Source organism: Duganella sp. Dugasp56 (assembly GCF_047304105.1).
GTDB lineage: Bacteria > Pseudomonadota > Gammaproteobacteria > Burkholderiales > Burkholderiaceae_D > Rugamonas > Rugamonas hordei.
In genome coordinates, this window is the sequence record NZ_JBGLYQ010000005.1 from 37,095 (window position 1) to 54,650 (window position 17,556).

The window sequence follows — 17,556 nt, forward strand, 5'->3', positions numbered from 1 at the left end:
AACGTGATCAATCCCTTCAAGTCCGCCCTCGAGCGCTGGCGCGCGAGCCCCGCCGCCGTATCGCTGCCGCCCAACCTGCTGAAGAACCTGTATCCGGTGATGCTGCTGGCGATCGGCGTGACGGCGATGGTGCTGATGTACCTGTGGAGCGACCAGTCCGGCTACAAGCCGGTGTTCGGCGCGCGCGAGAAAGTCTCCGCCTCGGACATGATGACCGTGCTCGATTCCGACCACATCCCCTACCGCCTGCATCCGGAAAGCGGCCAGGTGCTGGTGCCGTCGTCGATGCTGGGCAAGGTGCGCATGCTGCTGGCCGCCAAGGGCGTGACCGCGCAACTGCCGGCCGGCCTGGAACTGATGGACAAGAACGACCCGCTGGGCGTGTCGCAGTTCGTGCAGGACGTGCGCTTCCGCCGCGGCCTCGAAGGCGAGCTGGCGCAATCGATCATGACCCTGGACGCGATCGCCCACGCGCGCGTGCACCTGTCGATCGCCAAGTCGACCTCCTTCGTGTCGTCCGACGGCGAGAAGTCGTCGGCCTCGGTGGTGGTGGCGCTGAAGCCCGGCCACACCATGTCGCCGGAGGCGATCGCCGCCGTCGTCAACATGGTGGCCGGCAGCGTCGCCAGCCTGAGCCCGCAGCGCGTCAGCCTGGTCGACCAGACCGGCAACCTGCTGTCCTCGCACGTCGACCTGACCGACGGCTTCGACGCCGGCAGCGCCAGCAACGAGAATGGCAAGCGCATCCAGGACGAGGTCAAGGCCAATGTGCGCAACCTGCTGGGCCCGGTCATCGGCGAAGACAACTTCCGCATGAGCGTGATGGCCGCCGTCGACAACGACCGGATCGAGGAGACGGTGGAGAAATACGGCGCCGATCCGAAAGTCACCAGCGAGGCGATGCGCGAGGAACAGGACCGCAACCGCGTGGCCATGGGCGTGCCGGGCACCCTGTCGAACCGGCCGCCGCCGGCCGACGCCAACCCGGCCAACGCCGCCAAGCCGGCCGCCGCCAACGACCCGAACAACCCGGCCGACGGCACCGCCCGCAAGAACGCCACCACCCGCCAGTACGCCTACGACCGCAGCATCACCCAGACCAAGCGCAGCCGCGGCCGGCTGGAAAAGCTCAGCGTGGCCGTGGTGCTGGCGCAGGCCGCCTCGCCCACGCCGAAGACCGGCTGGAGCGCCAACGAAATCGCCAACATCGACAAGATCCTGCGCAACGGCCTGGGCATCAACGCCGAGCGCGGCGACCAGCTGGTGGTGTCGGCGATGAACTTCCCGCCCAAGGCCGCCGTGGCGCCATGGTGGCAGGAACGCGACAACGTGGTCGACATCAGCTCCTACGTGATGTACGCGGTCGGCATCATCCTCGGCTATTTGTTGCTGCTGCGTCCGCTGATGCGCCTGGTCACCGTGCGCTTCGCGCCGGATCCGCGCGAGCTGCAGCGCATCGCCGGCGAGCGCCGCGCCGCCGAGCAGGCCGCCGTGGCCGCCGCCAGGGAAGCGAAGGAAGCGGCCGCCAAGGAAGCCGCGGCAGCCGCGCCGGCCATCGGCGCGCCGGGCACGCCGGGCGCCCCCGCGCTGCCGGGCGCCGCCGGCCAGCCGGGCATGCCGGTGGTGCCGCTGCTGGAAAACTACGATCTGCCTCCGCCGGGCTCGGCGGTCGACGTCATGGTCGACCACCTGAAAGTGCTGGCCGAAAAAGAACCGGAACGTGTCGCCGAAGTCGTCAAACAATGGATGCAGAAAAATGGCCGAACTCAACAATAACCCGCAGGACGCCGACGAAGACTACGCCGGCGCCGTCCGCAACGCCCAGCTGTCGCCGGTGGAGCAGGCGGCCATCGTTCTGCTGAGCATAGGCGAGGAGCCGGCCGCGGCCGTGCTGCGCTGCCTGACGCGCGAAGAGCTGCTGGAGGTGACGCAGGTGATGTCGCGCATGAGCGGCATCAAGGTCGAGTCGGTCAAGACGGCGATGCAGACCTTCTTCGACGACTACCGCCAGCAGTCCGGTGTGCACGGCGCCTCGCGCAGCTACCTGAAGCGCTCGCTGGACCTGGCGCTGGGCGGCGACCTGGCCAACACCGTGTTGAACAACATCTACGGCGACGAGCTGCGGCCCAAGATGGCGCGCCTGCAGTGGGCCTCGCCGAAGTGGCTGGCCGAATACATCTCCAACGAGCACGTGCAGATGCAGGCGGTGTTCCTGGCCTTCCTGCCGCCGGCGCTGGCCGGCCAGATCATCGACGCGCTGCCGCAGGAGGGCCGCGACCTGGTGCTGCTGAACCTGGCGCGCCTGGACGAGATCGACCGCGACCTGCTGCAGGAGCTCGACGAGCTGGTGGTGCGCTGCCTGTCCTCCTTCGATTCGCAGAGCACCAGCGTCGAGGGCATACGCCAGGCGGCCGAGATCCTCAACCGCCTGCCGGGCAACCGCGCGCAGATGGTCGAGCTGCTGCGCGCCCACGACCCGGAAGTGGTGGCGCAGATCGAGCTGTCGATGTACGACTTCTTCATCCTCGGCAACCAGTCCGAGGTGGCGATCACCCGCATCATCGAGGAAGTGCCGCTGGAGCAATGGGCGATCGCGCTCAAGGGCGCCGAAGTGTCGATCCGCGACGCCATCCTCAAGACCATGCCGAAACGCCAAGCCCAGGCCTTCGAGGACATGATGCGGCGCGCCGGCCCGATGCCGATGTCGCGCATCGAGCAGACCCGCCAGGAAATCATGGCCACCGTCAAGGCGCTGGCCGACGTCGGCGAAATCGAAATCCAGCTGTTCGCCGAACAGGTGGTCGAATGAAGCAATTCCGCGCCTACCGCTTCCCGCCGCTGGCCCAGTTCACCAACCTCGCGCACCAGCGCGCGGTGGCGCAGAGCCACAGCCAGAACGGCGACGGCGGCGCCCAGTGGGCGGCCTCGGTCAGCGAAGGCTTCGAACAGGGCCAGCGCGACGGCTACGAGATCGGCCTGGCCCGCGGCCAGGAAGACGGCTTCGAGGCCGGCCGCGCCTCCGGCCAGGAACAGGGCCGCGAGGAAGGCCGCCACGAAACGCTGGTGGCCTACGACCAGATGGCGCGCCCGGTGGACGCCATGCTCAAGAGCCTGAAGAAGCTGCGCTCGGACTACCGCGCCGCCCAGCGCAAGGAAGTGGTCGACCTGGTGGCCAAGGTGGCGCGCCAGGTGATCCGCGCCGAACTGGCGCTGCAGCCGGTGCAGCTGATGGCCCTGGTCGAGGAAACGCTGGCGTCGATGCCGCCTACCCGCGAGGAAATCGACGTGTTCCTGAACCCGGAAGAACTCAAACGCATCGCCGAGCTGGACCCGAAACGTTCCAAGCGCTGGAACCTGATCCCGGACGCCCGCCTGGACGCCGGCGAATGCCGCATCAAGGCTGGCGACAATGAAGTCGATGCCGGATGTCATCAACGTCTTGCGGCTGTCATGGAACAGGTCGATAATCAACTTCAAGCTGCCGACGGCGGCGACGAACCGGAGAGCGAAGAGTGATCGCTGACGCCTTACGCAATCTCGAGCTGGGTTCAGTTCCCATGGCGACCCCGACGGGCCGCCTGGTGGGCGCGTCCGGTTTGCTGCTTGAGGCGGTCGGTTGCCCGTTGCACACGGGCCAGCGTTGCCAGATAGAGACAGTCGGCGGCGAATGGCTGGACGCCCAGGTGGTGGGTTTCCGCGACAAGCTGTCGTTTTTGATGCCGTTCAAGAAGGCCATCGGCCTGACCACCGGCGCCCGCGTGCTGCCCTCCCCTGAAAAAGTCAGCCTGCAGATCGGTTCCGGCTGGCTCGGCCGCATGGTCAACGGCCTGGGCGAGCCGATCGACGGCCTCGGCAAGCTGTCCGGCGACTTCCCGCTCGAACCGCTGCCGCCGCGCATCCATCCGCTGAAGAAAAAGCCGGTCACCGAGGCGCTCGACGTCGGCGTGCGCGCCATCAACGCCATGCTGACCCTGGGCAAGGGCCAGCGCGTCGGCCTGATGGCCGGCTCCGGCGTCGGCAAATCCGTGCTGCTGGGCCTGATGACCCGCCAGACCGTGGCCGACGTGGTCGTGGTCGGCCTGATCGGCGAACGCTCGCGCGAGGTGCGCGAATTCGTCGACATGTCGCTGGGCAAGGAAGGCTTGTCCAAGGCCGTGCTGGTGATCGCGCCGGCCGACGAAAGCCCGCTGATGCGCATCATGGCCACCGAACTGTGCCACTCGATCGCCGCCCACTACCGCGACCAGGGCAAGAACGTGCTGCTGCTGGTCGACTCGCTGACCCGCTACGCGATGGCGCTGCGCGAGGTGGCGCTGGCGCTGGGCGAGCCGCCGGCCACCAAGGGCTACCCGCCGTCGGTGTTCACGGCGCTGCCGCAGCTGGTCGAATCGGCCGGCAACGGCGAAAACCAGACCGGCAGCATGAGCGCGATCTACACCGTGCTGGCCGAGGGCGACGACCAGCAGGATCCGGTGGTCGACACCGCCCGCGCCGTGCTCGACGGCCACATCGTCATGACGCGCGAGCTGGCCGAGCGGGGCCACTACCCGGCGATCGACATCGCCGCCTCGATCAGCCGCTGCATGAGCCAGGTCATCACCCACGAACACCTGATGGCGGCGCGCGCCCTGAAGGCCAGCATGGCCCGCCACGACCGCGTGCGCGACCTGATACCGCTGGGCGCCTATGTGCCCGGCGCCGACCCGGTTACCGACAAGGCGGTGCTGCTGCACCCGAAAGTCGAGGACTTCCTGTGCCAGGGCACCAAAGAAGAGGCGCCCTTCGCACCGTGCATCAACCAACTTGAAAAGCTGATGACATGAGCCACCACAACATCCGTAACCTGACCACCCTGGTGGCCCTGCGCAACACCGAAGTGGAGCGCCTGCAGACGGAACTGGCGGAAAAGGAAAGCCTGCGTGAACGGTATCAAAAGAACCTCGAGCGCCTGACCGGGCTCTACACCAACAGCGGCCCCAGCGGCAATCTGCATCCCGCGCTGGCCGGCAACTGCGGCGACTTCAAGCAGGCCGTGATGCAGATGGCCGACAACCACCGCCTCGACCTGCATATGCACGAGGCCGACATGGCGGTGTCGCAGCAGGCGCTCAACACCGCCTGGGCCAGGCGCGAAGTGCTGGGCAAGGTGCTCAGCAAGCAGCAAAAAGTCGTGTTGCAGCAACAAAACACGCAGGAACGCAAGCAACATGATGAGTTGGCAACACAGCTATGGATGCGCGGCCAGAAGTGATAATCGCCGCCGCGAAAAAATAGTCAGGAATATTTTCATAGGGAAACGATTAAGGTCGCCTTATATCAGGGTACACTCAATCATCCTTCCAGGAGCACGATCATGGCAGTCATCAGCAGTCCTACCTACGACCCGACCACCACCGCCACCAACCTGGCCAACGCCTACGTCGCGCCATCGAAGGCGATCCTGGACCTGCAGTCGAACAAGGCCAAGGCCACCGACAGCGGGCTGACCACGCTCAACTCGGCGCTGACCGCCTTCCAGTCGGCCATGCGCGGCCTGGCCACCGGCACCAGCACCGTCAGCGCCAACTCGGCCACCTTCAGCAACACCGCGGTCGCCAACGCCACCGCCAATTCGAACGCCGTGGCCGGCACCTACTCGTTCTACGTCGAGCAGCTGGCCACCGCCGGCCAGGTGTCGTACAACGTGGCCGACAGCGCCGCCACCAACGCCGGCGCCATGAACGTGGTGCTGGCCGACGGCTCGACCTTCCAGGTCGACCTGGCCAACGCCGACAGCAATATGGACGGCCAGCTGTCCGCCAAGGAAATCGCCGCCGCCGTCAACATCGCCGCCAACAACAATTCGCGCGTGACCGCCTCGGTGATGACCGTCAACGGCACCTCCAAGCTGGTGCTGTCGTCGACCCAGACCGGCGCCGCCAACGCGGTGGCCTCGATCGACGTGTCCGGCCTCAACGATCCCGGCCTGCAGGCCAGCCTGTCGGCGCAGTCGACCCTGACCGCCGCCAACGACGCCATCGTGTGGGTCGGCGGCCAGGCCGGCACCAAGGTGCAGCAGGCCTCGAACACCTTCAGCGTGGTCGACGACGTCAAGTTCACCGTCACCTCGGCGCAGGCCGTCGGCGCGGCGCCGGTCACGCTGACCGTGGCGCCGGACACCACCGGCACCGTGGCCAATGTGCAGAAATTCGTCGACGCCTACAACGCGCTGCTGACCTCGATCAAGGCGCTGACCGCGGCGGGCGACCACACGGTGGTGCAGTCGAGCGACGCCAACGCCACGCCATCGCCGACCGCGGCCGACGCCGCCTTCTACAACGACGCCGGCGTGACCAACCTGCGCGACCGCCTGAGCAGCGCGCTGCGCGCGGTCACCGGCGGCAAGTCGCTGATCAGCTTTGGCATCTCGGCCGGCCGCGACGGCACGCTGACGGTCGATGCGGGCCGCCTGAACAAGGCCGTGGCCGCCAATCCCGGCTCGCTGGACACGCTGTTCGGCCGCGCCGGCACCGGCGTGCAGAGCGGCGTGATGGGCGCGATGGACAAGATCGTCAGCGGCTGGACCAGCGCCGGCACCGGCCTGATCGCGACCCGCCAGCTGACCAACAGCAAGCAGCAGAGCGACATCACGCTGCGCCAGGCCAACGTGCAGAGCCAGTTCGACAACGCCTACAAACGCTACCTGGCGCAATTCACCGCGCTGCAGCAGCTGCAGTCGTCGATGACCAGCACCTCGAACATGTTTACGGCGATGTTCTCGTCGTCCAGCAGCAGTTAACACAGTCAGTCAATCCATTACGGTGAACACCATGTTGAATCACGAAGCCTATAGCAGTTACCACTCGACCAACCTGGATGCCCAGGTGGCGCGCGCCTCGCCGATCGAACTGGTGCTGGTCCTGACCGACGGCCTGCTGGAAGAACTGGCGCGCGCGCGCGGCCACATCGTCGGCAAGCGCTACGAGCTCAAGGCCAACAGCCTTAACAAGTGCACCGACATCATCAATGGCCTGGCCAGCTCGCTGGACTTCGACAACGGCGGCGAAGTGGTGGAAAACCTGGGCCGCCTGTACGACTACTGCGCCGGCCGGCTGTACACGGCCGGGGTCAGCCTCGACCCGACCATCATCGACGAAGTGACGACCTTGTTGACCACGATTAAAAAAGGCTGGCTTGGGGTTCAGGCCAAAAATGGATAGACAGCGCACCCTGTTGCAGATGGCAAAAAAAATGAACGCCGCCATCGCTTCCGAGGATTGGAAGACGCTGGCGGCGCTTAACACGTTAATGGCCGCCACGCTGCCGCAAATGGCGGCGCAGGGTAAATGGAGTCCCGCCGAGATCGCCGCGCTGGCGGCCTTGCGCCAGCGGCACGAGGAAGCGACGCGCGTTTGCAACGAAGCCACCGAGGACCTGGGGCGCCGATTGCAAGAAATGCAAACCAACAAAGAGGGCTGGCTAGCCTATGCCCTCGACAGCGAACAAGCAGAAACCGGAATCCAAGCATGATGACACTCCCTAGCGCCTCGGCCTCGGCAAACGCCGCGAAAGCCGCCTCCTCCGCTCCGGTGGCCGCCAACAACGGTCCAGCCGACAGCGCGCCGGCGCCCGCCGCCAACGCCCGTGCCAACGACAAGCCGTCGACCGCGCAGAACAGCGACAGCAGGACCGCCGCCAAGCCGCAACAACCGCAACAACAGCCGCGCGCGCAAGCGGGCCAGCCGCCGCGTACGCAGGCCGGCCAGGGCGCGCAGGCCAGCCAGGACAGCCGCGACAGCAACACCGCCGCCGACGAAGCGCCGGCCACTGTGACGGTACCGCTGTTTGCCCAACTGCTGGACCTGGCCGACCTGGCCGGCGCCAGCACCGCCGCGCCCGCGCCCGCAGCCACCGACAGCGACAGCACCGACACCAAGGCCGACAGCGGCGCCGGCACCGCCACCGCCGACGTGCTGCCCGCCATGTTTGGCGCCCTGCTGGCCACCGCCGCACCGATCGCCACCGCGCTGGTCAATGCCGGCGGCGCCAGCGCCGACACCGACGCGCCGCGTACCGAGGCCATCAGCGCCACGTCGACGCTGAGCAATGCCGCCACCCGCTTGAACCTGTCGGCCGCCAGCGTGGCCGTCAACGCCGCGCCGCAGCCTCAGGCCGCCGCGCTCCAGAACGCCGACGCCGCCGCCGCGGCCGCCACCGCCGCATCGGCCGCCGCACAGACCGCCGCGCAAACACCGGCGCCGGCGACCGCCGCTCCGGCCAGCACGCCGCAAAGCATCTACACCATGGCCAACAACGCCGCCCTGGGCGCCTTGGCGCAGCAGAGCCAGGCCGATGCGCCGGCCGCCGCCAGCAGTGGCAACAGCAGCAACGGCAACACCCTCGCCGCCGACGGCGCCGCCCCTGCCCCCGCGCCGGTCCAGACCGCGCCGGCTCCCGTGCTGACGGCCGCCTCCGGCGCCGCCTTCGCGCCGGCCGCGCCGCGCGTCGCGCAGCGCAGCGCCGATGCAGCCCCCGCCAGCGACACCGCCGCCACCACGGCAGCGGGCGTTGCCGCCGTCAAGGACGACAGCGGCGCCAGCCGCGCCGCCGCGCCGGCGCCTGCCGCCACCGGCAACAACGTCGGCTTCAGCCAGAACGCGCCGGCCGCCACGCCGGCCGCCGCCATCGTCAAGCTGGCCGGCTCGCCAGAACAGTGGCAGCAGCCGCTGCGCGAAGCGCTGGGCGACCGCCTGCAAGTGCAGCTGCAGCGCAACAACGATCACGCCGTCATCCGCCTGGAACCGCCCAATATGGGCAGCATCGAGATCTCGATCCGCCAGTCCGGCGGTACGCTGCAGGTGAATTTGTCGGCCAATCACAGCGAGGTGGTGCGTCAGCTCAACACCATCGGCGACAGCGTGCGCCAAGACCTGTCGACCACCCGCCAGTTTGGCGACGTCGCGGTGACGGTCAGCTCGTCGCGCGCCCAGGCGCAGGCCGACGGCGGTGGCCGCAACCAGCAGCAGCGCGACCAGGACGAAGGCCGCACGCCGGGCCGCGCCCTGTCCGATGACGGCGCCACGTCCACCTTTGCCATGACATCCGAGCGGGAGTAATCAGTAGATGAAGAACATGAAAATGATCATAGCGCTGGTGCTGGTCGCCGTGGTTGGCGCGGCGGTGGCCGGCGGCGCAGTCTGGTACATGGCGAAGGGCAATGACGACACGGCGGCGGCGCCAAGCAAGGATGTCAAGAAGACGGCCAAGAAGGAAGAGAAAAAGGAAAGAAAATCGGACGGCGAGCCGCCCAAGTACCTGACGGTGGACAAGGTGGTCATCATGCTCAAGCGCCAGCCCGGCGACACGGTGACGCATTACATGTCCGCCGACCTGGTGGTGACCACCGACGCCAAGCGCGAGAAGGAAACCAAGGAAAACCTGCCGCTGCTGCGCAGCGTGGCGGTGCGGACGCTGTCCAACCTGCCGATGGCCACCGCGCAGCTGATGACGATCGACCAGTTCGCCGCCCAGCTGAACAAGGCGTTCGACGACGCCTACGAGCATGAGGGCCGGGAAAAACCGTTTTCGGAAGTCATGATCGGCAAGCTGATCGTTGAGTAGATTGCAGCACATATGAGCACGACGGAAGCGACCAGTGGAGCGGCAATGGCATATATAGAGCAATACGCGGACGCTTATGCCGAAAGCTACGGCGAGAACGGCCACGCGCCGGTCGCGCACAGCGTGGCCGACGAGCAAAAGCACCTGCTCGCCTATGCGCCGCTGGTCAAGCGCATCGTGCGCCAGCTCAATTCGCAGATCGCCGGCGCCATCGACCGCGACGACATGGAGCAGATCGGCCTGATGGGTTTGCTTGAAGCGCTGCGCCGCTACGGCGAGCCGGACGGCGCCTTCGGCAGCTACGCCAGCCTGCGCGTGCGCGGCGCCATCCTCGACGAACTGCGGCGCCAGGACTGGCGCCCGCGCGCGGTGCGCCAGCAAAGCCACAAGCTGCGCGACGCCGTGCGCGCGCTGACCCGCAACCTGGGCCACGAGCCCAGCGAGCAGGAAATCATGAGCGGCCTGAACCTGACGGCGGAAGCCTACCAGGCTTACCAGATGGACGAGAACGCCGAACTGATCGCCAGCTTCGACGAAGTGCTGCAGGAAAGCGTCAGCAACGAGAGCGCGCCCAGCCCGGAAGACCAGCTGGTGGTGCGGCGCAGCCTGGAACAGGCGCTGCGCGGGCTCGACGAGCGCGAGCAGCGGGTGGTGCAAATGTATTACGAGTTCGAGCTCAGCTACAAGGAAATCGCCGCCGTGCTGGACCTGACCGACGCCCGCGTCTGTCAGCTCAACAAGGCGGCGCTGGGCAAGATGAGAGCAGTACTGCAGAGCGCCTGATCCAGAACGGGCGGCAGGGCAAGATTAGAAAAATGACGCGGAAAGGCGAATCATCATGCAGCAAATAGTCGGCATTATCATAGTTTTAGGCAGCGTCTTCGGCGGCTTCTTCATGATGGGCGGCGCCTTCCATCAAATCTGGCAGCCGATCGAGCTGATCGTGATCGCCGGCTCCGGCCTGGGCGCGCTGGTGATCGGCAACCCGCCGCACGTGCTGAAGGAAATGTTCACGCAGATCAAGAAGATCGTGTTCCGCAAGAAATACGACTCGGAATTCCAGCGCCAGTTGCTGCTGCTGATGTACGAACTGCTGCAGCTGGCCGCCGGCGGCCTGAAGGCGCTCGACGCCCACGTCGAGGCGCCCAAGGACAGCCAGCTGTTCCAGCGCTATCCGCGCGTGCTGGAAGAGCCGAAACTGCTGGCCTTCATCGTCGACAACTTCCGCCTGATGGCGATGGGCAAGATCAACGCGCACGAGCTCGAAGGCGTGCTGGAGCAGGAACTGGAAGCCATCCACGAGGAACTGACGCAGCCGGCCAAGTCGCTCAACAAGATCGGCGAGGCGATGCCGGGCTTCGGTATTCTGGCCGCGGTGCTGGGCATCGTCATCACCATGGGCACGGTCAACGAAGGCGCCACCTCGGGCGAGATCGCCGAACACGTCGGCGCGGCCATGGTCGGTACCTTCATCGGTATCTTCTTCTGCTACGGCGTGCTCGATCCGATTTCCAACATGATGAAGCAGCTGGTCAACCAGGAAGCGTCGAACAAGGAATGCGTCAAGGTGGTGCTGGTGACCCACGTGGCCGGCAAGCCGCCGCTGCTGGCGATCGACGCCGGCCGCCGCCTGGTGCCGCTCAACATCAAGCCTAGCTTCGCCCAGCTGGAACGCTGGATCAACGACCTCGAGGGCCGCGACAGCGCACCGAGCGAAGACAGCTCACGCAGAGGAGGCCGCGGTGCTAAAGTCGCATGACAAGGGCCATGAGCAGACCATCGTCAAGCGCGGCGGCGGCAAGCACGCCCATGACGAGCACGGCGGCGCGTGGAAAGTCGCGTTCGCCGACTTTTGCCTGGCGCTGAGCTGCCTGTTCCTGGTGCTGTGGCTGATGGCGGCACGTAATACCGAGTCGCTGGAGCAGATCCTGACCGAGTCCGACGGCGCCAAGACCGACCAGGGCAAGGGCGTCATGCCCGAGCAGGTCGGCGGTCCGCGCGGCAGCCTGATCGACCGCTTCCCGATGCCGCACACCGGCAGCACCGAGGATCCGGGCGACGCCAAGGCCCGGGGCGAGGCCAACACCCGCCAGACCGGCGAGGATGCCGCCGTGATCGAGCCGGCCAAGGTCAAGTACGACAGTCCGAGCGACCTGGCCGCGCTGTCCAAGGCGCTGACCAGGATGAGCACCGAGGCCGGCCTGACCAGCAACCTCGAATCCATCATCACGCCCTACGGCTTGCGCGTGATGCTGCACGACACCGACCGCCAGGGCATGTTCGTGCGCGGCTCCGCCGTGCCGACCGACAAGTTCCGCATGCTGCTGCGCAAGATGGGCCCGCTGTTCCGGCAGATGGAAAACCAGATGCTGATCGTCGGCCACACCGATTCGCTGCAGTACGCCGACCGCAGCTACGCCGCCTTCTCGAACTGGACGCTGTCGGCCAACCGCGCGATGTCGGCCCGCTCGCAGCTGCTGGCCGGCACCATGAACCCGGAATCGGTGCTGCAGGTGGTGGGCATGGCCGACCGCGCGCCGCTCGACACCAAGCGCGCCGACGCCGGCGTCAACCGCCGCATCGAACTGCTGATCCTGACCACCGCGCAAGCGAAGTCGATCGCCACCATGTTCGGCATGCCGGAGAACTCCAACGCGCTGACCCAGGATGTCGACACGGCGCTGCCGGACGCCACGCTGCTGCAGAAGCTGCGCAGCAAGCTCGGCGGCGACAGCCCGTTGCGCGATCCGCGCCACAAAAAATAAAGTACGACGTATGGAAACCAAGCCAACCAGAGGCACACGTATGAGAATTTCGACAGGAAGTCCGGACGGCGTGGCCGTCCAGCGCGTGGCCGAATCCGCCGCGCCGGATGCGGCCGAGGCCGTCGCGCCGCCGGCGGTGCAGGCGCCGCTGCAATCGGCGGTGATGCAGCCGGCGCTGCAGGCGATGCGCGAGATGCCGGAAATCGACCAGGAAAAGGTCGACATGCTGCGCGATGCGCTGGCCAAGGGCGAGCTGCCGTTCGACCCGGCCAAGCTGGCCGGCCTGATCCAGCGCTTCCACGGGAGCGAGAAGTGACGCAAGAAGCAACACCGGGCGGCAAGGCAGCCAGCACCGCCGTCAGCACTCCGGGCGCCGCCCCGGCCACCCGGCAGGAAGCGATGAAGCAGCTGCTGGGCGGGATCGCGGAGGATTTGACCGGTTACCAGCAGCTGAGCGCCCTGCTCGAGCAGCAATTCGACGCCGCGCTGCGCCACCAGGGCCCGCGCCTGACCGAGGTGGCCGAGGCCATTTCGGCGCTGGTGGACGCGATGCAACAGCGCCGCCAGCAGAGAGTGGCGCTGGTACAACGTTTATTGGGGCCAACAGCGACCATGATGCAGGCTTTTGCCTTGCTGAAAAATGCGGCACGCGAGAGAATGGAAGCTGACTGGAAAACACTGGAACAGATGGTTATCGAATGCAAGCGTCTGGGCAAGCGCAATAGCGACTTGCTGGTGGAACAGTACAGCATCATGCAGCGCGTGCTGCATGGCGAGGAGCAGATTTATGCGCCAGCTTGACCGGATGCAGCCTACCGCACCGACCGCCGCAACCGTATCGAACGTCAGCCCCAGCCGCCCCGCCGCGGCAGCCGGCGGCTTTGCCGCGCCCGGCGCCTTCGCCTCCACCTTCAAGCAGGTCCAGCATGACGTGGCCGCCTTCATCAGCAACGGCGGCGGCGGTTTTTCCAGCGGCGCCGCCGACGCAGGCGCTGCAAGCCCGGCCATGGCCCTGCAGACGATGGCGCTGCGCCACCAGGGCGCCGGCGCCATCGATGCCGGCTCCGGCGCCGACGCCGAGCTGCAACAGCAATTCCTGGCCTCGATCAAGCCGTGGGCGGAGGAAACCGCCGGCAAGCTGGGCGTCTCGCCCGACATCGTCGCCGCCCACGCGGCGCTGGAATCGGGCTGGGGCCGCAACCCGCTGCGCAAGGCCGGCATGGACACCAACAACCTGTTCGGCCTGAAGGCCGGCGGCAGCTGGCAGGGCGACGTGGCCGCCGTCACCACCTCCGAATACGAACAGGGCGCGATGCTGAAGAAGACCGAGCGCTTCCGCAGCTATCCGGACGCCGCCAGCGCCTTCCGCGACTACGCCGACATGTTGACCAGCAATCCGCGCTACCAGGCCGCGCTCAACACCGGCAGCGACGCGCGCGCCTTCGCCAGCGGCCTGGCCCAGGGCGGCTACGCCACCGACCCGGCCTACGCGGACAAGCTAAGCAAGCTGGCCGCGCAGCTGCAGCGCGGCGTCCACCGCGTCACTCCGTCGGGGGATTAGTGGAAACGGGCATATCGACAGGCTCCACTGTTGCCGCGCCCGTCACCCGGGCACGGATCACGGCGCCGTTGGCATTCTTCACCCGCACCATGCTGCCCTTGGCCCCGCCGTCCAGCGCCTCGCCGGCCATGCTGACCTCGATCTGCTCGCGGCGCGCGACGATGCGCACCGCGTCGCCGCGCTTGACCAGCGTCGGCGACGACAGCAGCGCCATGCGCAGCACCTCGCCGGCGCGCAGCGCGCGCCGCCCGCTCATGCCCACCACCTGCTCCGGATCGGCCACGCTGTCGGCGATGCCGGAGATGTCGTGGCGCTCCAGCAACACGTCCTCGTCGGTCAAAACTTTCCCAGCAGGCACATCGCTTGCAACTACGGCAATGCGCGCCGAGATCTGCGCGCGCACCACGAATTCATATCGCCAGCCGTCCTGGCCGGCGCAGACGGCGGCAAAACGCATGCGGCTGGGCAGCCGCGTATCGACCGCCTCGACTGACGCAGCCTGCCGGCAAGCGGCCAGCGGCCTGCTTCCGCGCACCACGCTGAGTTCAAATTTCGGTTCCACCAGGCCGCTGCTGTCGGCCCAGCGGGCGATGTGCTCGCGCGCCGCGGTCTCCACCAGCGCCGGCACCTGTTCGGCGGCGGTCGGTCCGGGCGCGCAAACGGCGTCAGAAAATATGCCACAAAACAGCATGATCGCGCCAAGACCGGTTACAATACTTTTGTTGAACATGAGCAATACCTCTACTATGATGTGCGTGCTTACACGGCCGCCATTCTACATGGGAGTCAGCGGTTTTTTCACTCATGCAATACGGTTTGTCACCTCAGGGGAAGAACATGGGCATTAACTTCAAAGATGCGGTAGGCATGCATGCCGACGCGCTGCATTTGCGCGCCGAGCGCACGCGCATCCTGGCCGCCAACATCGCCAACGAAAACACCCCTGGCTTCCAGGCGCGCGACATGGACTTCGCGGCCACGCTGGCCAACACCCAATCCGAGGCCAACGGCGACATCGGCGGCGACGAGGACAGCGCGATGATGTACCGCGTGCCCTTCCACCCCACCCGCGACGGCAACACCGTCGAGATCGGCGTCGAGCAGGCGGCATTCTCGCAGAACGCCTCCGATTTCCAGACCAGCCTGACCTTCATCAACATGAGCCTCAAGGGCCTGGCCAAAGCCATCAATGGACAATAACGGTCAATAAGGAGCGCTGACATGTCGTTCAAGAATATTTCCGAGATCGCCGGATCGGCCATGGCGGCGCAGTCCGTGCGTCTCAACACCATCGCCAGCAACCTGGCCAACGCCGATTCCGTGGCCGGCAACGAGGCCGACACCTACCGCGCGCGCAAGCCGGTGTTCTCCGCCGTGATGGCCGACAGCATCGACGGCATGGGCGCCGCCGGCGGCAAGGTGCAGGTGCTGGACGTGGTCGAATCGAGCGAGCCGCTGCGCAAGGTGTACGAGCCGGGCCACCCGATGGCCAACGCCGACGGCATGGTGTTCTATCCCAACGTCAACCAGGTGGCCGAGATGACCGACATGATGTCGGCCTCGCGCGCGTTTGAAACCAATGTCGAAGTCCTCGGCCGCATCCGCACGATGCAGCAGTCCCTCTTAAAACTCGGTGAAGGTTAAGCCATGACAGTCAGCCTCCTCAACAACAACAGCGGCAACAACACGGGCACGACCGGCAGCAACATCACCGGCAACACCGCCAGCCAGACCTCGGACATGTTCACCAAGCTGCTGGTGGCGCAGATCAAGAACCAGGATCCGCTGTCGCCGACCGATCCGTCCCAGTTCGTGCAGCAGCTGACCCAGCTGTCGCAGACCGAGTCGCTGCAGAACATGTCGACGCTGACCAGCGCGAACAACAGCGTGCTGCAGAGCATGCAGGTGCTGGCGCTGGGCGCGCAGGTCGGCTCCGACGTCATGGCCGAATCGGGTTCGGTCACGCTGGACGGCCACACCAAGGTCAGCGGCCAGATGACCTTGGCCGCCACCAGCACCACCACCACGCTGGTGCTGACCGGCACCGACGGCACCAAGCACAACGTCAGCCTCGGCGTGCAGGCGGCCGGCACCGTGCCGTTCGCCATCGACCCGACCGCGCTGGGCCTGCCGGCCGGCACCTACACGATGACGGTACAAACCAGCACCAAGGAAGTGCCGCCGGTCGACGTGATGGGCCGCCTGAACAGCGTGCGCCTGTCGTCCGCCGGCAGCGTCGTGCTCAACGTCGGCAACGTCGGCGAAGTCGCGCCGACCGCCATCACTGCTTTCAACGGTAAATCCACCGCTTCTGCCACCCAATCTAGTCTCTAAGGAAGGTATCCATCATGAGTTTCGATATCGCATTGTCTGGCATCCAGGCCATCAACGAAGCGCTGGACGTCACCAGCAACAACATCGCCAACGCCGGCACCTACGGCTACAAATCGTCGCGCGCGAACTTCTCGTCGCTGGTGGCGGGCGACCAGCCGACCGGCGTCAACATCGGTTCGCACACGCAGAACATCGGCCTGTCGGGCGGCCTGCTGAACACCGGCCGCTCGCTGGACGCGGCCATCAACGGCGCCGGCTTCTTCATGGTCAAGGACGGCAGCAACAACATCAACTATACCCGCGTGGGTATTTTCGACACCTCCAAGGACGGCTTCCTGGTCGACGCCTCGGGCCGCCGCGTGCAAGGTGCGGTCATCACGCCGCCTAGCACCCAGCCGGGCGCCCAGGGCGACATCGCCATTCCGACCGGCCAGATCCCGGCCGTGATGAGCGACAAGGTCAACTATGTCGGCAACCTGTCGGCCGACTGGCCGGTCACCGCCTTCAACGCCGCCGCCGTCACGCCGACCACGCCGCCGGATCCATCCACTTTCAGCATGTCCAAGGCCTCGGTCATCTACGACACGCTGGGCGGCCAACACACGCTGACCCAGTATTTCGGCACCACCGCCCCCGGCCAGGTCGCGGTCAACTACGTCATCGACGGCGTGCCGGCTGGCGCCACTGGGCTGGTCTTCTCCCCGGTTACCGGCCAGATGACCACGCCAGCGCCGGATCCGACCACCGACAACGGCAGTTACGCGCTGGACTTGGCCAGCTTCGACTACGCGGCGGCCGGCTTCACCAGCGGCGCCACGCTGACCAATCCGGCGTCGACGACCACCACGATGGCGATCAACTACACCGGCACCACCTACTTCGCCGGCGAGGCGACCACTTCGACCAACAACGCCAACGGCTACGCCTCGGGCACCTTCGCCGGTGTCGATCTGGCGACCGACGGTTCGGTGATCGCCAAGTACAGCAACGGCCAGAAGCAGGCGGTCGGCAAGCTGATGCTGGCCACCTTCCCCGACGAAGGCGCGCTGACGGCGATCGACAACACCAGCTGGTCACAGTCGCTGGGCTCGGGCACGCCGCTGGTCAACTTCGCCGGCGTCGGCATGACCGGCACGCTGAACACCAGCTCGCTGGAGCAGTCGAACGTCGACATCACGTCCGAACTGGTCGGCCTGATGACGTCGCAGCGCAACTACCAGGCCAACTCCAAGGTCATCCAGACCGAGAGCACCATGATGCAATCGCTGATGCAAGCCATCTAAGGACGCACTGACC

At 66.6% G+C, this 17,556-nt stretch carries 21 protein-coding genes; 20 read left to right on the top strand and 1 reads right to left on the bottom strand.

From position 1 onward, the window contains the following. Positions 1–3: 3 nt before the first annotated feature. From fliF to ACCD07_RS04405, 16 genes are all read left to right on the top strand, one after another. Positions 4–1,776, top strand: coding sequence for a flagellar basal-body MS-ring/collar protein FliF (fliF, locus tag ACCD07_RS04330; RefSeq protein ID WP_176651309.1), 1,773 nt, complete (start codon positions 4–6; stop codon positions 1,774–1,776). Further along, a complete protein-coding gene (locus ACCD07_RS04335) occupies positions 1,757–2,809 on the top strand; it encodes a flagellar motor switch protein FliG (protein WP_176651310.1) in 1,053 nt (350 codons plus the stop codon). The genes fliF and ACCD07_RS04335 overlap by 20 nt, the downstream gene beginning before the upstream one ends. Next, positions 2,806–3,516, top strand: coding sequence for a flagellar assembly protein FliH (fliH, locus tag ACCD07_RS04340; RefSeq protein ID WP_176651311.1), 711 nt, complete (start codon positions 2,806–2,808; stop codon positions 3,514–3,516). Before ACCD07_RS04335 ends, fliH begins: the two co-directional genes overlap by 4 nt. Further along, positions 3,513–4,823, top strand: coding sequence for a flagellar protein export ATPase FliI (gene fliI / locus ACCD07_RS04345; protein WP_176651312.1), 1,311 nt, complete (start codon positions 3,513–3,515; stop codon positions 4,821–4,823). Before fliH ends, fliI begins: the two co-directional genes overlap by 4 nt. Continuing rightward, positions 4,820–5,251, top strand: a complete 432-nt coding sequence (gene fliJ, locus ACCD07_RS04350) for a flagellar export protein FliJ (RefSeq protein ID WP_413446611.1) — start codon at positions 4,820–4,822, stop codon at positions 5,249–5,251. Before fliI ends, fliJ begins: the two co-directional genes overlap by 4 nt. A 102-nt stretch (positions 5,252–5,353) precedes the next feature. Then, on the top strand, positions 5,354–6,778 hold the full coding sequence (gene fliD / locus ACCD07_RS04355; RefSeq protein WP_413446612.1) for a flagellar filament capping protein FliD: 1,425 nt from the start codon (positions 5,354–5,356) through the stop codon (positions 6,776–6,778). Between the two features lie 31 nt (positions 6,779–6,809). After that, positions 6,810–7,199, top strand: coding sequence for a flagellar export chaperone FliS (gene fliS / locus ACCD07_RS04360; RefSeq protein WP_176651315.1), 390 nt, complete (start codon positions 6,810–6,812; stop codon positions 7,197–7,199). Positions 7,200–7,230: 31 nt separating this feature from the next. Next, positions 7,231–7,509, top strand: a complete 279-nt coding sequence (locus ACCD07_RS04365) for a hypothetical protein (RefSeq protein ID WP_353403798.1) — start codon at positions 7,231–7,233, stop codon at positions 7,507–7,509. Next, entirely contained in the window at positions 7,506–9,095 is a 1,590-nt protein-coding gene (locus tag ACCD07_RS04370; protein WP_413446613.1) for a flagellar hook-length control protein FliK, read from the top strand. The genes ACCD07_RS04365 and ACCD07_RS04370 overlap by 4 nt, the downstream gene beginning before the upstream one ends. 16 nt (positions 9,096–9,111) lie before the next feature. Further along, positions 9,112–9,600, top strand: a complete 489-nt coding sequence (locus ACCD07_RS04375; RefSeq protein WP_353403796.1) for a flagellar basal body-associated FliL family protein — start codon at positions 9,112–9,114, stop codon at positions 9,598–9,600. Positions 9,601–9,645: 45 nt separating this feature from the next. Next, positions 9,646–10,383 (top strand): FliA/WhiG family RNA polymerase sigma factor, encoded by a 738-nt coding sequence (locus ACCD07_RS04380; RefSeq protein WP_176651319.1) that lies wholly within the window; start codon positions 9,646–9,648, stop codon positions 10,381–10,383. A 55-nt stretch (positions 10,384–10,438) separates the two neighbouring features. After that, entirely contained in the window at positions 10,439–11,359 is a 921-nt protein-coding gene (gene motA / locus ACCD07_RS04385) for a flagellar motor stator protein MotA (protein WP_176651320.1), read from the top strand. After that, positions 11,343–12,365, top strand: a complete 1,023-nt coding sequence (locus ACCD07_RS04390) for a flagellar motor protein MotB (RefSeq protein WP_176651321.1) — start codon at positions 11,343–11,345, stop codon at positions 12,363–12,365. Before motA ends, ACCD07_RS04390 begins: the two co-directional genes overlap by 17 nt. Before the next feature lie 40 nt (positions 12,366–12,405). Continuing rightward, positions 12,406–12,681 (top strand): flagellar biosynthesis anti-sigma factor FlgM, encoded by a 276-nt coding sequence (gene flgM / locus ACCD07_RS04395; RefSeq protein ID WP_176651322.1) that lies wholly within the window; start codon positions 12,406–12,408, stop codon positions 12,679–12,681. After that, a complete protein-coding gene (flgN, locus tag ACCD07_RS04400; RefSeq protein WP_413446614.1) occupies positions 12,678–13,166 on the top strand; it encodes a flagellar export chaperone FlgN in 489 nt (162 codons plus the stop codon). Before flgM ends, flgN begins: the two co-directional genes overlap by 4 nt. Further along, positions 13,153–13,926 carry a glycoside hydrolase family 73 protein gene (locus tag ACCD07_RS04405; RefSeq protein WP_413446615.1) on the top strand — a complete coding sequence of 258 codons (774 nt, stop codon included), beginning with the start codon at positions 13,153–13,155 and terminating at the stop codon, positions 13,924–13,926. Before flgN ends, ACCD07_RS04405 begins: the two co-directional genes overlap by 14 nt. Here the strand turns inward: ACCD07_RS04405 and flgA are convergent. Next, on the bottom strand, positions 13,907–14,617 hold the full coding sequence (flgA, locus tag ACCD07_RS04410) for a flagellar basal body P-ring formation chaperone FlgA (protein WP_413446616.1): 711 nt from the start codon (positions 14,615–14,617) through the stop codon (positions 13,907–13,909). The two genes, ACCD07_RS04405 and flgA, sit on opposite strands and share 20 nt — an antisense overlap. A gap of 146 nt (positions 14,618–14,763) precedes the next feature. Here flgA and flgB point away from each other — a divergent pair, with 146 nt between their 5' ends. From flgB to ACCD07_RS04430, 4 genes are read left to right on the top strand one after another with little or no spacing between them, the layout of a single operon-like run. Continuing rightward, on the top strand, positions 14,764–15,126 hold the full coding sequence (gene flgB / locus ACCD07_RS04415) for a flagellar basal body rod protein FlgB (RefSeq protein WP_176651325.1): 363 nt from the start codon (positions 14,764–14,766) through the stop codon (positions 15,124–15,126). Positions 15,127–15,147: 21 nt separating this feature from the next. After that, positions 15,148–15,570 carry a flagellar basal body rod protein FlgC gene (flgC, locus tag ACCD07_RS04420; protein ID WP_176651326.1) on the top strand — a complete coding sequence of 141 codons (423 nt, stop codon included), beginning with the start codon at positions 15,148–15,150 and terminating at the stop codon, positions 15,568–15,570. A 3-nt stretch (positions 15,571–15,573) separates the two neighbouring features. Beyond that, positions 15,574–16,260, top strand: a complete 687-nt coding sequence (locus tag ACCD07_RS04425) for a flagellar hook capping FlgD N-terminal domain-containing protein (RefSeq protein ID WP_176651327.1) — start codon at positions 15,574–15,576, stop codon at positions 16,258–16,260. Positions 16,261–16,274: 14 nt separating this feature from the next. Then, on the top strand, positions 16,275–17,543 hold the full coding sequence (locus tag ACCD07_RS04430; protein WP_413446617.1) for a flagellar hook protein FlgE: 1,269 nt from the start codon (positions 16,275–16,277) through the stop codon (positions 17,541–17,543). Positions 17,544–17,556 lie beyond the last annotated feature (13 nt).